At 56.1% G+C, this 20,803-nt stretch carries 16 protein-coding genes and 2 pseudogenes; 2 read left to right on the top strand and 16 right to left on the bottom strand.

Annotated elements, in window-relative coordinates:
• Window positions 1-26: 26 nt before the first annotated feature.
• The 11 genes and pseudogenes from hutI to BLP91_RS04920 form a co-directional block, all read right to left on the bottom strand.
• On the bottom strand, window positions 27-1,292 hold the full coding sequence (gene hutI / locus BLP91_RS04970) for an imidazolonepropionase (protein ID WP_091567284.1): 1,266 nt from the start codon (window positions 1,290-1,292) through the stop codon (window positions 27-29).
• Window positions 1,289-2,992 (bottom strand): urocanate hydratase, encoded by a 1,704-nt coding sequence (gene hutU / locus BLP91_RS04965; protein WP_091567283.1) that lies wholly within the window; start codon window positions 2,990-2,992, stop codon window positions 1,289-1,291. The genes hutI and hutU overlap by 4 nt, the downstream gene beginning before the upstream one ends.
• 149 nt (window positions 2,993-3,141) lie before the next feature.
• The gene (locus BLP91_RS04960) at window positions 3,142-4,635 is read right to left on the bottom strand and encodes a helix-turn-helix domain-containing protein (RefSeq protein ID WP_091567281.1); all 1,494 of its coding nucleotides are present in this window, start codon (window positions 4,633-4,635) and stop codon (window positions 3,142-3,144) included.
• Window positions 4,636-4,813: 178 nt separating this feature from the next.
• Window positions 4,814-4,960: pseudogene (locus BLP91_RS04955) on the bottom strand (aldo/keto reductase); the annotation flags it as partial.
• Between the two features lie 128 nt (window positions 4,961-5,088).
• Window positions 5,089-5,436: a hypothetical protein gene (locus BLP91_RS04950; RefSeq protein ID WP_091567277.1), complete on the bottom strand. Its 348-nt coding sequence runs from the start codon at window positions 5,434-5,436 to the stop codon at window positions 5,089-5,091.
• Between the two features lie 358 nt (window positions 5,437-5,794).
• The gene (locus tag BLP91_RS04945; RefSeq protein ID WP_091567275.1) at window positions 5,795-7,663 is read right to left on the bottom strand and encodes a glycoside hydrolase family 84 protein; all 1,869 of its coding nucleotides are present in this window, start codon (window positions 7,661-7,663) and stop codon (window positions 5,795-5,797) included.
• A 71-nt stretch (window positions 7,664-7,734) separates the two neighbouring features.
• On the bottom strand, window positions 7,735-8,661 hold the full coding sequence (locus tag BLP91_RS04940; protein WP_091567273.1) for a phosphotransferase family protein: 927 nt from the start codon (window positions 8,659-8,661) through the stop codon (window positions 7,735-7,737).
• Window positions 8,662-8,725: 64 nt separating this feature from the next.
• Window positions 8,726-9,943, bottom strand: a pseudogene (locus BLP91_RS04935) (M20 family metallo-hydrolase).
• 20 nt (window positions 9,944-9,963) lie between these two features.
• Complete coding sequence (locus tag BLP91_RS04930; RefSeq protein WP_091567271.1) at window positions 9,964-11,469, bottom strand: sodium:solute symporter family protein; 1,506 nt, start codon at window positions 11,467-11,469, stop codon at window positions 9,964-9,966.
• A 2-nt stretch (window positions 11,470-11,471) separates the two neighbouring features.
• Window positions 11,472-11,690 carry a hypothetical protein gene (locus BLP91_RS04925; protein WP_091567269.1) on the bottom strand — a complete coding sequence of 73 codons (219 nt, stop codon included), beginning with the start codon at window positions 11,688-11,690 and terminating at the stop codon, window positions 11,472-11,474.
• Window positions 11,691-11,702: 12 nt separating this feature from the next.
• Window positions 11,703-13,298, bottom strand: a complete 1,596-nt coding sequence (locus tag BLP91_RS04920; RefSeq protein ID WP_091567267.1) for an amidohydrolase — start codon at window positions 13,296-13,298, stop codon at window positions 11,703-11,705.
• A gap of 157 nt (window positions 13,299-13,455) precedes the next feature.
• Here BLP91_RS04920 and BLP91_RS04915 point away from each other — a divergent pair, with 157 nt between their 5' ends.
• On the top strand, window positions 13,456-14,730 hold the full coding sequence (locus tag BLP91_RS04915; protein ID WP_176757834.1) for a Glu/Leu/Phe/Val family dehydrogenase: 1,275 nt from the start codon (window positions 13,456-13,458) through the stop codon (window positions 14,728-14,730).
• Window positions 14,731-14,787: 57 nt separating this feature from the next.
• Here BLP91_RS04915 and BLP91_RS04910 read toward each other — a convergent pair whose 3' ends face one another.
• The 5 genes from BLP91_RS04910 to BLP91_RS16610 form a co-directional block, all read right to left on the bottom strand.
• Entirely contained in the window at window positions 14,788-16,128 is a 1,341-nt protein-coding gene (locus tag BLP91_RS04910) for an aspartate aminotransferase family protein (protein WP_091567263.1), read from the bottom strand.
• A gap of 4 nt (window positions 16,129-16,132) precedes the next feature.
• Window positions 16,133-17,602, bottom strand: a complete 1,470-nt coding sequence (locus BLP91_RS04905) for a CoA-acylating methylmalonate-semialdehyde dehydrogenase (RefSeq protein ID WP_091567261.1) — start codon at window positions 17,600-17,602, stop codon at window positions 16,133-16,135.
• 121 nt (window positions 17,603-17,723) lie between these two features.
• Complete coding sequence (locus BLP91_RS04900; protein WP_091567259.1) at window positions 17,724-18,218, bottom strand: hypothetical protein; 495 nt, start codon at window positions 18,216-18,218, stop codon at window positions 17,724-17,726.
• Window positions 18,215-19,780 (bottom strand): sodium/proline symporter, encoded by a 1,566-nt coding sequence (locus BLP91_RS04895; RefSeq protein ID WP_091567257.1) that lies wholly within the window; start codon window positions 19,778-19,780, stop codon window positions 18,215-18,217. Before BLP91_RS04895 ends, BLP91_RS04900 begins: the two co-directional genes overlap by 4 nt.
• 1 nt (window position 19,781) lies before the next feature.
• The gene (locus BLP91_RS16610; protein WP_176757822.1) at window positions 19,782-19,925 is read right to left on the bottom strand and encodes a hypothetical protein; all 144 of its coding nucleotides are present in this window, start codon (window positions 19,923-19,925) and stop codon (window positions 19,782-19,784) included.
• A 471-nt stretch (window positions 19,926-20,396) separates the two neighbouring features.
• On the opposite strand from BLP91_RS16610, the gene BLP91_RS04890 reads away from it, so the two are divergent.
• Window positions 20,397-20,783 carry a GntR family transcriptional regulator gene (locus BLP91_RS04890; RefSeq protein ID WP_091567255.1) on the top strand — a complete coding sequence of 129 codons (387 nt, stop codon included), beginning with the start codon at window positions 20,397-20,399 and terminating at the stop codon, window positions 20,781-20,783.
• Window positions 20,784-20,803 lie beyond the last annotated feature (20 nt).

Here is a 20,803-nt window from a genome sequence, read left to right as displayed (position 1 = left end):
TCCTCCTTTCCCGGGAAATAATCGGTTTAATCGCGACGATAGACCACTCTTCCTCCTTTTACCACCACCGCCGCATGGTTGGACCCGTAGTGGTATTGGAGTCCCATGTAGTTGGGAACATCAAAGAGGACTAGGTCGGCTTGCTTCCCTTCTTCGATGCTGCCCAGCTCATCTCCCCGGTTAATGGCATAGGCGGCATTGATGGTGGCGGCTGTCAGCACTTCCGCAGGGGTCATCCCCATATGGAGGCAAGCCAAATTCATGATCAGCGGAAGCGAGACCGTCGGGGAGGAGCCGGGGTTGCAGTCGGTGGAAAGGGCCACCGGGACACCAGCGTCCACCATGTTGCGACCGTTGGCCATCTCCGCCATCAGGAAAAAGGCGGTTCCCGGAAGCAGGACGGCGACTACACCTTTTTTCGCCATCGCCTGAATCCCTTCCGCGGAGGCTTTCAACAGATGGTCGGCAGAGACAGCTCCTACTTCGGCGGCCAGTTCGGCACCACCGTAGGGCTCAATTTCGTCGGCGTGGATTTTTGGTGCAAGGCCGTGCTCTTTCCCCGCCTCCAAAATGCGCCGGGACTGATCCGGGGTAAAGACGCCCCGCTCACAGAAGACATCGTTAAACTCTGCCAGCTTCCGGCGTGCCACCTCCGGGATCATTTCCCGGATCACCTGGTCTACAAAATCGTCGGAACGGTCCCGATAAGCGGCGGGCACAGCGTGTGCCCCCATAAAGGTGGAAACCACCTCCACCGGGTGATCCTGATTTAAGTCCCGAGCAACCTCCAGCTGCTTCAGCTCCTGTTCCAAGGACAAACCATAGCCGCTTTTCGCTTCCAGAGTGGTGACACCATGGCGGAGAAATTGGTCCAAGCGGCACTGGCTCTCCTCATAGATTTGTTCCCGGCTTGCCTGGCGGGTGGCGGTGGTGGTGGCGTGAATACCGCCGCCAGCCTTCATAATCTCCATGTAGGTGGCCCCTTTGAGACGCATCTCAAACTCCCCCTCCCGGCTGCCGGCGAAAACCAGGTGGGTGTGGGGATCGACCAGACCGGGGGTGACCAGCCGGCCGGTGGCATCGATCTCATCAGCCTCCTCGATCCGGGAGCGCAAGCGGCGTCTCACCTCCTCGTCCGTCCCCACAAAGCGGATCCGGCCGGCTTCCACCCAGACACTTCCCCCTTGGATAATGCTCAGTTGTTCCATCTCACCTCGGGTCCGGGGACCGGTGGGGCCCTTTAAGGTTACCAATTGGGCGGCGTTTCGAATATACAGGGGTTTTCCGCTCATGTGGATCCTCCTTGTGACTCCTTCGTTTTCCCGCTATCCACCATCGGAAGGCGAACGCCTTTTTCCCGGGCCGTCTGAATCGCCTTCTCGTATCCAGCATCGGCGTGGCGGATAACACCCATCCCCGGATCGGTGGTAAGCACCCGTTCCAGCCGCTTTTCCGCCGCATCGGTCCCGTCGGCGACAATCACCATGCCGGCGTGGATGGAGTAACCCATGCCCACGCCACCGCCGTGGTGGACCGACACCCAGCTGGCTCCGCCGACGGCATTGATCAAGGCATTCAGGATCGGCCAATCGGCGACGGCGTCGCTTCCGTCCTTCATGCCTTCCGTCTCCCGGTTGGGGGAGGCGACAGAACCGGAATCCAGATGGTCCCGTCCGATCACGATCGGCGCCTTTAACTCTCCGCGGGCCACCATGCCGTTGATGATTTTGCCGAAACGGGCCCGCTCTCCGTAGCCCAGCCAACAGATGCGAGAGGGGAGCCCCTGAAAAGCGATTTTCTCCCGAGCCATCCGGATCCAATGACACAAGCGTTCATTATCGCAAAATTCCCGCAAAATCACTTCATCGGTCCGGTAAATATCCTCTGGATCCCCTGACAGGGCGACCCAACGGAAGGGGCCCTTTCCCTCACAAAACTGGGGACGGATATAAGCCGGAACGAAGCCCGGGAAATCGAAGGCGTTTTCCACGCCTTCATCCCAAGCCACCTGGCGGATGTTGTTGCCGTAGTCGAAGGCGACGGCGCCCCGACTTTTTATCTCCAACATCGCCCGGACATGGTCGGCGATGCTTTGCCGGGCCAGCGCCGTCAACCGCTTCGGATCCTCTGTGCGCATCGCCGCTGCCTCCTCCAGGGAGAAACCTCGGGGCAGGTACCCGTTTAAGGGATCGTGGGCGGAGGTCTGATCGGTGACAATCTCGGGAATGAACCCTCGTTCCACCATGCGCGGTAAAATCTCCGCCGCATTCCCCGGAAGGCCGATAGACAGCGCCTTTTCCGATGCTTTAGCCTCACGGGCCAGCGCAATCGCTTCCTCCAAGGTTTCCGCCATCCGGTCCAGATACCGGGTTTCCAGGCGGCGGCGGATACGGGAGCGATCGGCTTCCACAGCGATCACCACGCCGCCGTTTAGCGTCACCGCCAGCGGTTGAGCACCGCCCATGCCGCCCAGCCCCGCCGTCACCGTCAGCGTCCCTTTCAGCGTGCCTCCGAAATGTTGCCGGGCGCACTCGGCAAAGGTCTCAAAGGTGCCCTGGACGATACCCTGACTGCCGATGTAGATCCAGCTGCCCGCCGTCATCTGACCAAACATGATCAGCCCTTTTTGATCCAATGTGTGAAAATGGTCCCAATCAGCCCAGGCCGGAACCAGATTGGAATTGGCCATCAACACCCGGGGAGCATCAGGATGGCTTTTAAAGACGCCCACCGGTTTGCCCGATTGCACCAGCATCGTTTCATCTTTTTCCAACTCGGTCAAAGTTCGATAGATAGCTTCAAAGGCCTCCCAGTTGCGGGCCGCTTTTCCGATTCCCCCGTAAACGACCAAATCCTCGGGACGCTCGGCCACCTCGGGATCGAGATTGTTTAACAACATCCGGAGTGCGGCCTCCTGGATCCAGCCCTTTGCCTGCATCCCGCTCCCCCGTGGAGCGCGCAAGGCTTTCCCTTCTGCCTGCCGCTGGCTCATATTCCTCACCCTTCCTCTTCCTCATTCGCCTTTCCTTTCATTATAGAGAAGGGAGGGGCCTATTTTGCAGAATGTTCCCATTTGAAAAAGAAGCATTTCTTTAGAAGACAAAAAAGAAAAGGGCCGGCTGTTGACCGGAAACCTCCCTTTTAATTGATTTGTTGTCTATTCTTTTGTAAGCGGTACTCCCGTGGAGAACAACCGCAATTCCGGCGAAAGGTGCGGCTGAAGGTGTGAGGCTGAAGGTAACCGCAGCGGGAGGCAATCTCCCGGATACTGAGGTTGGTAGTGGCCAACAGATGCCTGGCATGCTTCATGCGGACCGATTGAAGCAGTTGCCGAAAGGAGATCCCTTGCTGGCGGGAAAGGAGATGACTGAAATAGGAGGGGTTGCGACCCACTTCCCGGGCCACCTCCTCCAGGCCCAAATCCGGCCGGTGAAATTCCCGCTCGATATACTGGATTCCCCGTTCCACCGGGTCTATATTTTGGTGAAGCGTCTGTTGCTGCGCTCCCTCCATCAACGCATGGACAAACAATAACAGTTCCTGCAGAATCCGGTCCAACAGTGGAGCGTAGAGAATCGTGGAAAAGATGCGGTGGTACGCTTTCTCCAGATCTGGATTCTCCGTCAGCGACCAAGTTTTCATATACCGGCGCAATTGTGCCAACAGACTGGTCAACCGGATGCGAAGCAAACCGGGCTCCGGATACGGAGGATACAAACCGGAAAATTCCTGCCGCATCCATTTTCGAATCCCTTCCCGGTCCCCCTGATCCAGCATATGGACCCACATCCGCTGTTCTTCCGGAGTTAGAAACGGGTCGATCCAGTTCCAGCGGACCGGCTCCTCCGCGATCCAGATCGGTTGATCTCCCCGGTAGAAACGGAGGGAGAGCGCCTCCCGTGCCAGCTGATACTGCCGATAGAGCGAAGGAGCAGACGATTGCTGCGGCTGAATCACGAGAAACAGCGCCTCCCGATAGCGATCCCACCATTCCCGGATCAGCCGATATCCCTCCCGGCGGAAGGTCTCCATCTTCTCCTTCTCCGGCTTGATGCCGGGAAATACCGCCGCTACCGTATCACTCAGGGGAAAGAGCCGCGGTGGTTCCGAAAAGGGAGCATCCTCTAGAAACTGATGCAATCGGGAGACACTTCGCTCAGATTCCGGTTGAAACAGAAGAAGGGGTGCGGTCTCTCCTTCCTCGTCAAGAAAAAGGGAGCGGTAGGAAAGAGGGGGTAGGGAGGAGGGTTCCACCGTTGGAGATGGATCGTTTCGTTCCCGGCCGATCTCAAGCAGCGTCCGTTTGATCCGATCCGGTGAGACCGGTTTCACCCACAGGTCCTCCGCATGCAGCTCGATCGCCTGCAACGCCCGCTCGAAGGTGGCTTCCGCCGTGATCCCGATCACCTGGCAGCGATAGGTTCGGACCAACCGTCGGAAGACTTCCCACTGGTCCCGGGAAATCATGTCCAATTCGACACAAACCACTGCGGGAAGTTCACGGACCCACTTATCCAGCAACTCTTCATAATTCTCCGCCGTATCCACTGACGAAAAGGGAATCGGATAGGAGCGGACCACCCATGCCAATCCGGTCCGTTCATTGACATCCCGATCGGCGATCAACAGTTTCATGGAACCCCCTCCCTGTTCTCCCTTTCATTATACCGAAAAAAGAATCCCCGTCAGAAGACGAACGGCTCTTAGAAGGTGCATATATGATCGTTTCGGCTGTGCCGCTATGTCGACTTCCCGCTCGTCGTCCTCATCCGACCCAGCATTGATTACCCTGGGCGATGGGAACCCATCGATGTGTATCGATCAGTCGGTAGCCCACATCCCGCACCGTCTTCACCGACTGGACCACTTCGTTTCCCTCAAACGCTTTATAGACGCCCAAGCCCATCCAGGGCATCGTAACACCGTTGATTAGGGTGGTTCTAGGGAGTTGATTGAACATTTGGATTCCTCCATTTCTAACGACTAATTTTATCATTCTGTACTCGGAATCGACTAAAATCAACCTTAATCCATACAAAAACCGCCCCAACCCGATGCAAAGATCGGGGGGCGGTCCCCGACGGCAGCTCAGACGAGTTCCCCGGGTTCCCTCCGATCGGTCCTCACCGTCTGTTCCTCCTTGGGCTCTACCAACACACGAGCCAGCGCATCCCGAGCAGCCGCCGCATCTTGATCCTCGATCAGTCCGCCCTTTTTTTTTCGGGGCCAAAACAAACTCAGGGAAGAACGGGGGGAATGTTGTTGCGCCTGCTCCAGAGCTTCATACAGATCGACCATGATGTGAAATTCAATTGGGGCGTCGGTATCGACAGCAGAGGCATAGTCGCCGATCACCTCCGCTTCAATCTGTTCACGAGTGGCCAAACCGTTAACGATTCGCATCGCCTGATCCAATGTGATTCCGTAACTGGGCATCTGGTTCCCTCCTGTCCGGTGCTTTATCCTTTTCATCATGTGAACTTCAGGGGGAAATCATGCATTTGCATCAAGGATGCCATTCCGGGAAGAAAAATCTCTTATCGCTTCAGGATCGATCGGATGGAACTTTCCAGAAATCACGGCGGACAAAAGCGCAGAGCAAAAAAGAGCCGCCCCAGGGGGCGGTGGCTTTCCGTTAGTCCGGGATCACCGGGAGTGTTTTTCCACTCTGATATCGGAGGCGAATCGCATCTGCATCCTCTACCGGTACCCGGGTATACGAGAACAGCACCTTTCCGATCGTTGTCCATTTCCCCTCTACTTGCGCCTCAATCACTCCATGGTGACCGGACGTCTAGGGTTTTTCAACGCGAAGCCCCAAGCTCCGGTCAAACCGCTCCATCGCTCGTTCCAGGAATGGAGCCATCACGTCGGCTGCCACCTCTTGCGGAATCGATTTCGCTTCCTTCATCTTTTCCTCCAAAAGAAGGCGGGTTTTCCACGCCTGCTCCATGTCGCCTTCTTCCGTAAATCGAACCAGTTGAACCGCCAGTTTACCGGCCTCTCCGTACAACTCTAGCTTATTTAGATAAGGTTTCGTTTCCTGCAAAAATTTCTGATTGTCCAAACGGTGTCGCAGCTGATCCGGCGCATGCTCGATCCGGTTCAACTCCTCGATCAGCTCGTCCTCTTCCCGGGTGAAGTCTCCCTTTTCTACCCCTTGCCAATAAGCTTCGATCAGAGGTTGAAGGGTGGGGGATTCTTTGTCGTTGATCGGGGAGGAATAGCTGTTTTCAGCGAATGTTTTCAGCGGTTGCATCGCTTTTCCCCCGAATTGACGCAGACTTCGCTCCCACGAGTCCTGAGGATCGTAGGCCTCCGGGTTCCACACATACTCCGCCACGGTAAATAAGGGGATCTTGGACGCCTCCGCCTCGTTCATGGGATTGGCGGTCAGACCGAGCACTCCATGATCGGTCAGGTGTTTATCCCGTCCGACCAAAGGACCGAGAAAGAGCCGGTTCCGCTCATAGTCATTGACAGGGTAATTGTCCCAGATCAATAGATCGTGCTGAAAAATCTGGTGGGTTTTCTCCGCATCCTCATCAGTGATGGTGGGAGCGACCACCCCGATCCCTGTCCAATAGACAATCACATCGGGATCCACCAGCTCGGCAAACCGCTTGCGATAGGGAGTCTCCCCCTCCTGCCAGTAATCGGTGGGAACCGTCACCAACCGCTCGGCTCCAGGATGGGTCTGGATAAATTCGTCATTGAAACGGTTTAACAGATAGGCTTGGGCTGCTGCCGCCGGGTTGGGATCTTCCCCAAACCGCTCCTTATCCTTCGCACACCGCAGGGAGGGGTCGATATCGTCCAGCAGGATGGAGTAGGATCGCACCCCGATCTCCCACATCGCCTGCGCTTTGTCCATCAAGGCTTCCAACTCATTCTCGTCGGAGTAACAGATGCTAACCCCCGGGGAGATTGCGAAGTTAAACTCCACATGATTTCTTTCGGCCCGATCCACTAACTGCTCAAGCTCCTCAAGTTTCTCCTCGGGATAGGGCTCCCGCCACTTTTCCCGGTGGTAGGGATCATCTTTGGGGGCGTAGACGTAAGTGTTCATCTTATGGGAACCGTAGAAATCCAGCTGACGCAACCGATCCTGATGGGACCAGGGCTTTCCGTAAAATCCTTCAATCGCTCCCCGCAACTGCATGGTCGGCCAATCCTGAATTTCCAGCACCGGGAGAGACTCTTTCCCTTGCCGCACGATTTGCCGCAGGGTTTGCACCGCATAAAAGGTGCCTCGGTCATCCTTTCCAGCGGCAATGATCTTCGACTGGCCGTCGGCATCCTTTCCAATCGCCACCACATACCCTTCTGCAGGCAGATCCCGCGGCGTTACTCCGATTGATTGCAGCGCCTTTTTCATCTGCCCATCCAATCGACCGAGAATCACTGACAACTGGCCTTTTCCATCCCCTTTTTCCAGGGAATGGCGTACGGACTTCACCGTCGCCTCATCCACAACATTGACCGTCTTCACTTCCACGTCAGCCGACAGCGGGATCGAGCCCTTTTTCACTTTGTAGATTTGCGGTGTCGGTGAAACCACCGGCTGGCCTTTCGCCTCGGTCCTTGTGGGAGGAATCGAAAGACCAGCAGATAAAAGCAACACCAGCGATAACAGTACCATCATCCACGATCGCCAAGCCACCAGAGGCCCCTCCTTTTTCCATTCATCCACTAAAAAGTTTCGGGGTCCGGCAGGTGTTTCCCTCTTTTTTGTCAGGATGACAGCTGCTTCACCAAGGTAATGATATACCGATCGACGCGTTCCTTGATCAACCCCTCTGTCAGTCCCGAGATCCCGAAGGCTTCCCAGCCCGCGTACACCTGGGGAGAGCCGAAATCAAAAAGGGATAGGAGGTCCCAGTATGGATCCCAACAGAAAGCGGAACCCGCATAATCTTGATAAGCGGCCAAAAACTGATCTGCGGAAGCCACATCAAATAACATGGCCAGGTTGACGCGACAGTGACCGACATCGATGGCTGCCGGTCCCTGGCAAGCATTCACCCAATCGACCACCCCGCTCACTTGCCCCCCGCTCCACAAGAGATTGGCCGGATGGAAATCGCGATGGATAAACCGGGGAGTGAAGGAAGGCTCGGCTCCCATCACTCTGTCCAATGCCCGCTGCCAGGCTCCGGGGGCACGGGTCCAAGTCGGTACACGCAGGTCAGATTTCCCAATATAGGGACGATAGGTCCACGGAAAGCCTTCTGCCGGCACATCATGGATCCGTACCAAGGCTTCAGCCAAGCGATCCAACCACTGCGCCCGGTTTTCCGGCTGTAAATCGACGTCCCCCTGGAGACATGTCATCAAGACCGTCGGCATCCCGCAGCCATTCCCCGTCTCATCTCCAGCGATAAGATCAGGCGTGGGTAACTGGACATCGGCGGCCTGGCGGAGGCTTTCCATCTCATGCCGCACCAGATCCGGTTCCTGGCGCAACCATTCCTTTTTATGAAACCGACGCAGCACCACGGGAACATTCCCCTGATCAGTCTGAAGGGAAAGACGGTGAAGGAGGGAAGAGGTGCCCCCCTTCATTCCTTCCACCGACTGGATGGAAGCCTCGGAATCGACAGACTGGACCACCCATTGCACCGCTGAGTCGGGCAATCGGTCTTCTGCCATGGAGAACATGGGCAGGCCTCCTTTTTAAAATAACCATACCCCCAGTTGTGAGGTCACGAGAAACCACGCCGGCCTATACCTGAGACAGACGGAGCGTCGCCCGGTACAATAGCTCAGTCGCCAGGGCGATATCCTCTGGAGAGGAGTACTCTTGCGGGTGGTGACTGATCCCGTCTTTGGAGCGGACAAAGATCATGCCGAAGTCACAGACATCGGCCAAAGCCAGTGCATCGTGGAAGGGGCCGCTCATCAGCCGGGGAGGCGCCAATCCCATGCTCCGGGCTTCGCCGCTTAAAAGCTCCACCAGCTCCGGAGCGCAGTAACGGGGGGCGCTGCGGGCATCTTCTCGCACCCGGTATTGCAACCGGTGGGCACGACATGCCTCCTGCAACAAGGAGGTAAGCGTCTCCTCCAACCGATGGCGCCGCTCCATATCGATATCCCGCAAATCGACGGTAAAGGTCACCCGATTGGGGATGATGTTGCGGGAGTTGGGGTGCACTTACAGGTTGCCCACGGTGCCGACGGCACTTCCACCGGCTTCCTTGACCGCCTGGTGGAAGCCGGTGATTACCTCTGCCGCCCCGGTTAAGGCATCCCGACGAAGAGGCATGGGCACCGAGCCGGCATGTCCGGCAACCCCCGTCAACTCCACCGTCAGCCACAGAGGACCGGCGATGCCAGTGACGATACCCACGGGCTGATCCTGGGACTCCAGCACCGGTCCCTGCTCGATATGGATTTCCAGTTAGGTGCCGATCCTCCCTTTTGATAACTGATCCGGGTCGCTTCCAAACGGCGGGTCACATCCCTGTTCATCTTTCCGATCCAATTCTTCTGGATCCACCCGGCCCAAGATGCCCCGGGAAGAATAACCCCTGATTAAACCTGCACCCCTCCTCATCGCAGAAGGGGACCACCTCCACGGTACGCCGAAGGCGGATCCCTTCTTCCTTATGGGTTTGGAGCACCTCCAATCCGCCCAGCACGCCGACGGTGCCGTCGTAGCGACCCCTCGCCGGTTGGGAGTCGATGTGGGAGCCGATCATCAGCAGCGGCGCTTGGGGATCTGCCCCCTCCAACCGGCCGATCAGGTTGCCAAACCCATCCACCCGTATGGTAAGCCCCGCCTCTTCCATCCCAAACACGGACCCGATCCACCCCCTTCCGGTATTCCGGAGAGAGAGCCAACCGCCTTACGCCAGTCTCCCCCAGCCGACCGGATTTGGGCCCGTTCTAAAATCCGATCATGTAGACGTCGCGCATCGATATGGGAAAGGGGGATGGACACGTTTTCCTCCTTCTGTCTTCTTAAAATGCGCTCGTATTCCGTTGTTTGGACGCCCGATTCCCTGCTGGGGCATGCAAGTATTCCCTCCAATGGGATTCATCCTGGGGGCGGGTCAACAGGCTGACCGTTACCATCACCCCTAGATTGAGAATCAAGCCGACAATCCCGGCATGAATCTCAAAGGGGGGCACCGGGTGGATGATCTGGTAATAGAAGTTGGTCGCTGTCCCGATGATCAATCCCGCCAAAATCCCAACCGGGGTAGCCCGCTTCCAGTAGAGGGCACTGTAGACGGCAGGAGCAAACTGGACGATAGACCCGTAGGCACCCAGGAGGAGAGCGATCAGCCCCTGTCCCCCAAAGACCGTCACCAGATAGGCCAACGCCCCGATCCCGATCACACTGAGCCGCATGATCCGAAGGACGGTTTGGTCAGACAAGTCTCGACGGATGTTTCGCACCACTCCGTCGGTAAATTCCAGTGAGGCGCTGTGGGTAATCACATCTGCCGAGGACATGGCCGCCGCCAAGGCGCCAGCACCCACCAGCCCGTACAGCCAACCGGGGAAGGATAGCACCTGTGTGATCAGATAAGGAAACACCTCATCCGGGTTGTCCAGCTCATGAGGCGCCACCACTCCGATGGCGGCGAAACCGACCAAAAGCAAGGGCACCAGAAACAGGGCAAAAATCGGATAGGCGATCACCGTCCGCTTGATCGTTCCTGCAGGAGAGGAAAAGGATTTGGAAAAGAGGTGCGGCCACATGAGGAAACCGATCGCCGACACGAGGATGGTGGTGGTGTACGCCACGGGCGACATCGTAGACCCCTCTTTTCCGATGAGCAGAAAGCCGGGCTTCTTTTCCGCCACTTGCTCAAACAAAGCCGGGAGGCTGTCATGAAGCTGAAACACGATGGCGAGTCCAACTCCCCAGGAGATTAGAATCATCAACAGCCCTTGAAAAACATCAGACCAGGCAGCCGCCCGCAGGCCGCCAGTGGCTACATAGATCACGACGATGGCGTAGGCGGCCAGCGCCCCCAGCCAAAAGGGGATCCGCCCTTCGGTCATGATATGGAAGATGTAGGCCATCCCCTTCATCTGTGTAGCCAGGTATTGAATCGAGGCGAACAGGACGATGATACCCACGAGCACGCCGAGGGCTTTGGAGGGAAATCGCTGCTGCAAGAAGCCAACCAGAGAGTAGAGCCGGAAAGCTCGTCCAATCCGTCCCACCTTGGGGCCGACGATGTACCAGGGAAGGATAGCGAAGGCGGTATAGACCAAAATGTAAAAAGCCGGACCCCCCCGCGAATACGCCCATCCTGGCGCCCCCAGAAAGGAGAAGGCGCTAAAAACGGCTCCACCCATCAAAAACCAGGTGACCAAAAGGCTCAAGTTTCGATCGGCTACGGCAAACTCATCCAGGGAGCCCCCCCGTCCCCGCCCGGCCATGATGCCGATGGCGAGGGCCAGGATCAGGTAGCCGCACATGATGATCAGTGCAAATTGCCAGGACGCCATCCTTACCCCTCCCTCTCCTCTTTATCGGGATCGAGGCGATAGAAGATCAACAGCGCCAAGAAAACCGCCAGAATCCAAAAAATCACCCAGAAAAAATTGAAAGGCAGGCCTGCCACAAAGGGGTGAACCCGGTTACCAAGAATAAACAGGGGAAACAGAACCGGCAGAAACAGGATCATCATCACTCCGGCATACCACCGTTGGAAGCTTCGCTTCTTCATCCAACCTCCTCCTTATCGCTCATATCGAATGGTGCCGTCTACCATCGTCAGATCCACCCGCGTTTCCGGTAGCCGCTCTGGCGGCGTACCCAGCAACGGACGGTCCAACACGATCAGATCTGCCCGCTTTCCCGGTTCGAGACTTCCCAGTTTCCCCTCGTCAAAGGAAGCGTAAGCTCCGTACCATGTGTAACGTCGGATCGCCTCCGTCAGGGGAATGGTTTGACCCGCTCCTATCACCTGACCGCTCCGGGATTGCCGGGTGACCGCGGCAAACAAACCGACAAAGGGATCCGGCGTGGTGATGGGGCTGTCGGAACCGATGGCGGCAGGAATCCCCTTTTCCATATAGGAGCGCATGGGAAACATCCCGTGGACCCGCTCGCCATAATCGGTCACGTAGCCATCTCCGAATTCGTGGACGAAGGCCGGATTGGGGATCGGCACGATCCCTGCTCGCCGAATCCTCGCCATTAGGTCTGGCGGCACCATACCAGCATGCTCGATGCGGTGCCGGTGATCGGTTCGGGGATGTTCCCGCAACTGCTTCTCGATACAGGTGACCATCATGTCCACCGCCCGATCCCCGATCGCATGGGCGGTAAGCTGCCACCCCTTCCGATGGGCAGCCCCCATCAACTCATCCAACTCTTCCTGCTGGAGATAGAGAATGCCGCTGTCTTCGGGAGCGCTGGTGTAAGGCTGGCGGGTGGACGCCGTCGGACCACTGCTGCTTCCATCGATAAAAACTTTGGCCGGTCCCAACTGGAATCGATCATTCCCAAGTCCGGTAACAACCCCCGCCTCCAGCGCTCTTCGGACCACTCCGGGAGAGTCGTGAAGGGAGCCGACCAGCGATGTCACTCGGAGCCCGATCTCCCCTGCGGCCACTCCTTGCTGCAGTCTGCGGAAATGATCGTTGCCATAGCCACCTGCATCGTGGACTGACGTGATGCCCTGTTTCAGAAAATCTTGGGAAGCCAGCAAAAGCGCCTGGCGCAGTTCCCTTTCCGGATATTGCGCTCGAAGAAACATCTCCATGTGAGCCGCTTCCAATAACACCCCCGTCAGTTTGCCCTCCCGGCGAACCCGTTTTCCTCCCGGAGGATCCGGAGCACACTCGTTTAGACCAGCCTTTTCCAAGGCACGGCTATTGACGGCGGAGATGTGGCCACAGGTTCGCGTTACGATCACCGGGTGTTCTGTCGACACCTGATCCAGGTCTTCCCGAGTCGGATGTCGCCCTTCCGCCAATGATTTTTGGTTGTACCCCCATCCTCGGATCCACTCTCCCTTCGGCGTTTGTCGGGCCCTGGCACGCAGTTTTTCCACCATCTCCCCGATGGAAGCCACCGCTTTACAATCGACTCCCAATCGGTTGGTTCCGTACAATTCAAGATGGGCGTGTGCGTCGACAAAGCCGGGCATCAGGGTGGCGCCGTGCAAATTGATGATTTTTGTATCAGGATCGATCACCGGTTCCACGTCCGTCTGGGAGCCTACAGCAACAATCTTTCCACCACGGATCGCCAGGGCCTCCGCCTGGTGAAAATCCGCATCCGCCGTCAAGATCTGCCCGTTAACAAATGCCGTCGTCCGATCGGTCATAAAAACCCCCCCGACTCTATTCATCTCATTTCGGTATTGAATCGTTCTGTATAACATATTGATTCGATCAATCAGCGCCGTGTAGAATATAAGTAAATTTTTTAGGGAAATTGAGTCGATTATATTACTGAAGAGAAAGGATGAACGCAATTTGCCAATATCTACTGTGACCCCTGTTGAGGCAGAGCAATTGAACCCTTATAAAATCGTCCAGTCGCAACTGGAACAAGCAGGGAAACGCCTTGGTGTATCCCAAGACGTTCTCAACATCCTGAAAAAACCGAAACGCGTTTTGTATGTCTCATTCCCGGTAAAGATGGATGACGGCTCGATCCAAGTGTTTGAAGGCTACCGTTCTCAACACAGTGATGCAGTGGGACCTACAAAAGGCGGTATTCGTTTCCACCCCGACGTTACGATGGATGAAGTGAAAGCCTTATCCATGTGGATGAGCTTTAAATGCGGTGTGGTCAATGTCCCTTACGGCGGCGGAAAAGGCGGTGTTGTATGCGATCCCCGCAAATACAGCAAAGGGGAAATACAACGGATCAGCCGCGGTTTTATGGAGGCGATTGCCGATATCGTCGGCCCGGAAAAGGATATTCCCGCCCCTGATGTATATACCAATTCCCAAATCATGGGCTGGATGATGGACACCTACAGCCGGATGAAAGGACAGGTGAGCCCTGGTGTCATCACCGGTAAGCCCCTCAGCATCGGCGGATCCAAAGGACGAAACGAGGCGACGGCCCGGGGGTGTGCCTTTGCCATCGAACAAGCGATGAAAACGTTGGGTAAACCCATGGAAGGGGCAACGGTGGCTGTTCAAGGATTTGGGAATGCCGGCCGCATCATCGCTGGTCTGTTGATGGAACAGGGATGTAAGATCGTCGCTATCGGGGACTCTACCGGCTCCATCTATTGCAAAGAGGGACTTAATCTCAAACAAGTGGAACAATTGAAAGACGATGATTCCGCCACGATTCTGGACGACTCCAATGGCACTCCCCTGGAAAATCCGGAAGACCTGCTGGAACTGGACGTGGACATCTTGGTTCCGGCGGCCCTGGAAAATGTGATCACCAGCCAAAATGCGGACCGGATTCAAGCCAACATCGTGGCGGAAGCGGCCAATGGACCGACGACACCAAAAGCGGATGAGATTTTATTTGAAAAAGGCGTTCTCCTCCTCCCCGACATTTTGGCCAATGCCGGCGGAGTGGTCGTCTCTTATTTCGAATGGGTGCAAAATCTGATGAACTACTACTGGTCCGAAGAAGAAGTGAACAAGAAGCTGCGGGAGATCATTGTTCACTCTTACCAGGAAGTTTACGCGTTGGCTGATGAGCACCAAACCGATCTTCGCACTGCAGCCTATATGATCTCGATCCAACGAATCACCGAGGCCATGGAAGCCCGGGGTTGGATTTGACGGAAAGCACCTCCCCACTCCGCCTGAAGCAGGCGGAGCTTTTTGTTTTCCCCTCGTCTAGTCCAATTCCTCCATCGCTTTGATCAGAGTCTCGCCGATAAAATCTACGTCTTCCTTTGTGGCGGACAGGGGTGGGGCCAAGGTGAGGATATTATTGTATCCAGCCACGGTATCCCCATTTTTGCCGATAATCAGCCCTCGGGATTTGCAGGCGGCGATCACCTGGCCCATCTGCTCCGTGGCCAGAGGTTTTTTCCCCGCTTGATCCTCCACCAGCTCCAACCCCAACATAAAGCCGAAGCGACGCAGATCCCCAACCCGGGGGTGTCTCCACAAGGGTTGCAACTTCTCCTCCAGCCGGGAACCGTGAGCTTCCGCCTGGTCCGGTAGCTTCTCTCTTTCCATGATCTCCAGGTTCTTCAACGCGAGAGCACAGGCGGCGGGGTTACCGCCGAAGGTGTTAACATGCCGGAAATGCTGATACTCTTTCAGCTCCATAAATCGTTCGTAGATCTCCCGTCGCACGGCGGTGGCAGAAAGGGGGAGGTAGCCGCTGGTCAGCCCCTTGGCCATAGTTACGATATCGGGGCGCAGCTTAAAATTGTGGTGCCCAAACGTTTCACCGCTCCGTCCAAACCCACAGATCACCTCATCGATGATCAGCAACACCCCGTGCTCCCGGCAGATGCGTTGCACTTCCTCCATATAGACGGGATGGGGCACGATCACCCCGCCACCAGAGATCGCCGGCTCCATGATCACCCCGGCCACGGTCTCTTTTCCTTCCCACAGGATCGCCTCTTCAATGGCCCGGGCGCAATCCCGGTTGAAGCCTTCGACGCTTTGCCCTTCCGGTCGCCGGTAACTGTCCGGCGGCCGCACATGGACGAAGCCCGGTGATAATGGTTCATACCGGTATTTCCGCTGCGCCTGCCCCGTCGCCGCCAGCGCCCCCATGGAATTGCCGTGGTAAGCCCGATAACGGGAGATAAATTTGTAACGATCTCCCTCCCCGTTTTGCCGGTGGTATTGACGGGCGATCTTAAAGGCCGCTTCATTGGCTTCCGAGCCACTGTTAGAGAAGAAGACCGCGTACTCTCCATCCAACCACTCATTCAGCTTTTCCGCCAACTGGATCGCCGGGAGGTGACTCTGGGTCAAGGGGTAGTAAGGCATGGTCTTCAGCTGTTCATAGGCCGCTTCCGCCATCTCCTGGCGCCCGTAGCCCACATTGACGCACCAGAGCCCCGCCATTCCGTCCAAGTACCGATTCCCCTCACTGTCCGTCACCCAACATCCCTCTGCTTCCGTCACTACCATCTTCTCACCGTAAGGAGTGAGATGATGCCACACATACCGCTGGTCCTTCGCTTTCACCTCATCCACTTTCATATTCATAGGATCACCTCCATCCATTGTGGCGCGCCGTCATCATTTTTTTGCGGGTGTAAAATTCAACCCCGTCCTTCCCGTTGGCATGTAAGTCGCCGTAGAAAGAGTCTTTATACCCGGAGAAAGGGAAGAAAGCCATCGGCGCGGGAACGCCTAGATTGATCCCCAGCATGCCGGCGTCGATCTCTTCCCGGAAGCGGCGGATCGCTTTGGCGCTGTCGGTAAACAGGCAGGCACCATTGGCAAAATCCGACTGATTGGCCACCTGGATCGCCTCATCCAGATCCTTCACTCGCACGATGGAGAGAACCGGGGCGAAGATCTCCTCCTGCCAAATGGTCATCTCCGGTTGCACTTCGTCAAACAGGGTGGGACCGATGAAGAAACCACCTGTGGGGCCGGTATCCTTTCGCCCATCCCGAATCAGCCGGGCTCCTTCCCGCTCACCCGCTTCGATGTAAGCACATGTGCGGTCCCGGTGAGCGGCACGGATCACCGGACCGAGGAAGACATCCTCCTCCATCCCGTCTCCGATACGGATGGCATCCGCCGCCTCCGTCAGCTTTTCCACCAGCTCGTCAGCCACCTCTCCGACGGCTACAACCACGGAACAAGCCATACACCGTTCGCCGGCAGAACCGAAGGCGGCATTGATGATATTGGGCACGGCCTGCTCCAGATCAGCGTCGGGCATAACGATGGTATGGTTCTTCGCCCCAGCCAGGGCCTGCACCCGTTTGCCGTGAGCGGCAGCGGTTTTGTACACATACTTGGCCACCGGCTGGGATCCGACGAAGGAGATCGCCTGAACCCGACTCTCCTCCAACAGGCCGTTCACCACTTGTCTGGCACCGTGGACCACGTTGAACACCCCGTCGGGCAGGCCCGCCTCCCGGGTCAGCTCCGCCAGCCGGTTGGCCAACAAGGGCGTCCGCTCCGACGGTTTCAACACAAAGGTGTTGCCGCAGGCGATCGCCAGGGGAAACATCCAACAGGGAACCATCATCGGAAAATTGAAGGGCGTGATGCCGCCGACCACTCCCAAAGGATATCGGTACAAGCCGGATTCGATGTCCGATGCGATATCCGGAAGCTGTTCCCCCATCATCAGGGTGGGGGCACCAGCTGCAAATTCCACACACTCGATCCCCCGCTGCACCTCACCGAGAGCCTCGGAGTAACTTTTTCCATTCTCCCGGGTCACCATCTGCGCCAGTTCCTCTTTGTGTTCGATCAACAGTTGTTGGTATCGGAACATGATTCGTGCCCGCTGGGGCACCGGTGTCCGCCGCCATGCGGGATACGCCTCCGCCGCCACAGTCACCGCCCGATCCAGATCTTCCCGGCCCGACAGGGGCACCAGGGCCAACACCTCACCAGTAGCCGGATTGGGCACCGTTTCCGTCTCATTGGAATGAGCTTCCTCCCACTGTCCACCAATCCAGTTTTTCAATCGGGTCGCCGTTGCTGTCTGTTCCATGGAATCTCCCCTTCCCCCTGTTTTCGAATATTTCCTCTATTATGGATTGTATAGGAGAAAACCACCTTTTTCATTAGACGTCCTGTTAGGAAAATGATCCTTGGTTTTAGACAGTTGCCCCTCAGGTGAATAGCGGATGATAGCGGCCCGAGACCGCGTCCACGACGATCTTGGCGGGATCGGCTCGCTCCCATTCACAGCTCATGACCCAGAAGGGGCGGTAGCAGATCTCTTCCTCTTCTAGGATCAAGGTTGGTGTCCCCAACCACTTGAGACCAACGGAGAGGGAAGCGTAAACATAAGCCTCCGCTCGCTTCCGGGCCTCCTCGCGCTGCACCCCCTCCTGAATCATATTTTCTACTGGAACCCATCGACTCTCCATCACCGGCATCGTATCGGCTATCGCTTCCTTTCCGGAGACAAGATCGACGGTGCATGCGATCCGACCCTTTTTCCGGAACAAGCCACCTGTTTGTTGCAGCCGGTATTGGATATATAGATACGGATAATAGACCTGATTCTGAACATAAACCGATCGGGCCCGGGTTTTTTGGGCAATCCAGTCAACCATCGCCGGCTCGTCCCAATCGGTAGCAATAATGGATCCTTCCTTCAAGTCGGCCTCACCTCAGACGAACTCCGGAAATGAAGCTCAATATTCCTCGCCTCGGGAGCCAACTCCCGGGAAGCGTGTCGATCAAGGTCTCGGGAAATGTTGCGCCCCTTCTTGGCTCCTTCCACTTCTTGCTGGATCTTTTGGGAGGGAACTTTACCGAAGAAGTTCCCGATCAGCATACCCAAGATGGACATCACCAACCCGCCGATAAAAGGATGGAGTCCTGTGACTGCCTCGAAGTTCCATTCCGTCCACAGGATGTGGGTGACCGCCCCGGACACCATCGCGGCGATCGCCCCCACCCGGTTGGCTTTCGTGGAATAGACCGATGCCACATAAGGCACGATAAAGCTATTTCCCAAAACCCCAAAACCAAAGATGACCAACTGGAATACCGACGGCGGTTCAAAGGCGGCAACCGCCACCCCGACAACCCCCACGAACAAGATCAACAGCCGGGAAACCCACACCATCCGTCGATGATCTGCCTTGGGATCGATAAACCGCTGGTAAATATCCCGGGACAGGATCGTACCCGCCTGCATCAATAACGAATCGGATGTCGACATCACCGCCGCCATCACCGCAGACAGCAGGATGGCGGCAAAGACTCCCGGAAAAAACGTATAAGCCAGCTCCGGTATCACCATTTCCGGATCCGACAGATTGGGCAGCAGGACGATCCCACACAGACCCAACAGGTAGGGCGCAAACACAAACAGTTGGTTCCAACTGGCAGACCAGAGAATTGCCGTTCGCGCTGTCTTCGGACTCTGCATCGACATGTGCCGTACCACCACGTGCGGAAGTCCCATGTAACCGATGGAATAAATGAGTACCGCCCCCAACACAACGCCCCATTGCCCCTGGTAAGCCAGATCTTTGCCCCAGATGCTGAGATACGTAGGATCGATCCGGGTCAGCGCGTGATTCAGTTCGGTCAACCCGCCCAGATGGACGAGGGCAACAGCGGTAATCCCTACCACCCCGAGCACCATGATGATCGCCTGGATAAAGTCGGTCCAAACCACCGCCAGGTAACCCCCGAACACCGTATACAGCACGATCACGCCCACTCCAACGGTCAAGGCGGGTACATAGGGCATCCCGGTCAAGGAGGTTAACGCTTTACCGGCGGCGATAAACTGGGCGAAGACATAGACAGAGATAAAAACGATGGAGATGATGGAAGCGATCAATTGGACCAGGGAGCTTTCGTACCTTTTCCCTAAATACTCCACCGGGGATAAGGCCCCCAGCCGTTCGGACAACCGCCGCATCCGCTTGCCGAGCACAGAGATGTTGACGATCGATCCACCTGCGTCGCTGAAGGCGTACCAAAGGGCATACCAACCCTGTTGATAGGCCAGAGCTGGCCCGCCCATAAACATGTAACCGCTCATATAGGTTCCCTGCATGGTCATCGCGGTCACTGCTGGGCCCACGGAACGACCGCCGAGCAAAAAATCATCTACGGATTGGGAAGCCCTTTTGGAAGAGAGATATCCGATCATCAACAAAACGACGAGGTAAACCGTAAAAATACACAGTTCCAGATTCACCTCAATCCTCCCCCTCTCTCGGAAGTGAACGCTCTTCCTGTTCATCTTCTCTCTTCAATTTGACATACATCACCAGAGCCAGTCCCATCCAAAAAACAGGCCAGGGTGCAAACCAATAAAAGGTTTCCATCGGTAACCCAAACATCTATCTCCCTCCCTCTCCTGTTTAGTTATAATATTCAGTATATTATCTTTGCACGGTTTCATCATTAGACGATGTGTGAAGAACACGGTCGTTTGATTTGGACAATAGAGAGGTCAGAGTGAGGTATAGCCGGTCATGCGGGGGTGTGAAGTGGATCCTCTTGCAGTCTTTTAAAACCCCTTTCTTCACAAATCCAGATACAGAGTGTACAAGGATTAGGTGGAAACCACCTGCAACAGATCCCTTCCCGCAAGAAATTGGTTGCACACGGTAACCAGAAATCCACCTTGTAGATGTCCTGAGACAGGATTCACTCAAGAAACGTGGGGACATGAGGGATAGAGGATTGGGCCCTTCCCTTAATCAAAGGTTTTTTATCCCTTTAGTTGACACACTGCCGTCGGTATTGTATATATTGTTTATATACAATACCCTCTCGCATTCACACTTAATCAGGGAGTGGGGGCACCCATGAATATCATCATTTCCAACCGTTCCAAAGAGCCCATTTATGTGCAGATCAAAGAACAGATCAAACAATCAGTACTCAACCAAACCTTGCACCCCGGGGAACCCTTGCCATCGATCCGGAAGTTGGCCAAGGAGTTGCAGGTGAGTGTCATCACCACCAAACGCGCCTATGAGGAGCTAGAGCGGGAAGGGTTTGTGGAATCCGTCGTCGGACGGGGGTCCTTTATCGCCGGACAGTCAGAGGAGTGGGTTCGGGAACAGCAGTTGAAGAGAATTGAGGACAAACTGACGGAAGCGGTGGAAGAAGGGCGAAGGATCGGCCTGTCCTTATCGGAACTGAAGGAGATGTTGGAGTTGATCGATGACCAGACGAAAGCGGAGGGTTGAAAAAGATCACAGGAGGTTGT

The organism is Melghirimyces thermohalophilus (assembly GCF_900102685.1).
In the GTDB taxonomy this organism is placed as follows: domain Bacteria; phylum Bacillota; class Bacilli; order Thermoactinomycetales; family DSM-45169; genus Melghirimyces; species Melghirimyces thermohalophilus.
The sequence above is the reverse complement of the archived record's forward strand: the minus strand, read 5'-3'. Positions and strand labels throughout refer to the sequence as shown.

Coding starts and splice junctions, on each gene's coding strand:
- BLP91_RS04960 (WP_091567281.1), bottom strand. CDS start 4,635: ATGAAACTGTTGATCGCCGATCGGGATGTCAATGAACGGACCGGATTG.
- BLP91_RS04890 (WP_091567255.1), top strand. CDS start 20,397: ATGAATATCATCATTTCCAACCGTTCCAAAGAGCCCATTTATGTGCAG.
- BLP91_RS16610 (WP_176757822.1), bottom strand. CDS start 19,925: ATGTTTGGGTTACCGATGGAAACCTTTTATTGGTTTGCACCCTGGCCT.
- BLP91_RS04940 (WP_091567273.1), bottom strand. CDS start 8,661: ATGTTCTCCATGGCAGAAGACCGATTGCCCGACTCAGCGGTGCAATGG.
- BLP91_RS04910 (WP_091567263.1), bottom strand. CDS start 16,128: ATGAATATGAAAGTGGATGAGGTGAAAGCGAAGGACCAGCGGTATGTG.
- BLP91_RS04925 (WP_091567269.1), bottom strand. CDS start 11,690: ATGAAGAAGCGAAGCTTCCAACGGTGGTATGCCGGAGTGATGATGATC.
- hutU (WP_091567283.1), bottom strand. CDS start 2,992: ATGAGCCAGCGGCAGGCAGAAGGGAAAGCCTTGCGCGCTCCACGGGGG.
- BLP91_RS04905 (WP_091567261.1), bottom strand. CDS start 17,602: ATGGAACAGACAGCAACGGCGACCCGATTGAAAAACTGGATTGGTGGA.
- BLP91_RS04930 (WP_091567271.1), bottom strand. CDS start 11,469: ATGGCGTCCTGGCAATTTGCACTGATCATCATGTGCGGCTACCTGATC.
- BLP91_RS04950 (WP_091567277.1), bottom strand. CDS start 5,436: ATGCCCAGTTACGGAATCACATTGGATCAGGCGATGCGAATCGTTAAC.
- BLP91_RS04920 (WP_091567267.1), bottom strand. CDS start 13,298: ATGACCGATCGGACGACGGCATTTGTTAACGGGCAGATCTTGACGGCG.
- hutI (WP_091567284.1), bottom strand. CDS start 1,292: ATGAGCGGAAAACCCCTGTATATTCGAAACGCCGCCCAATTGGTAACC.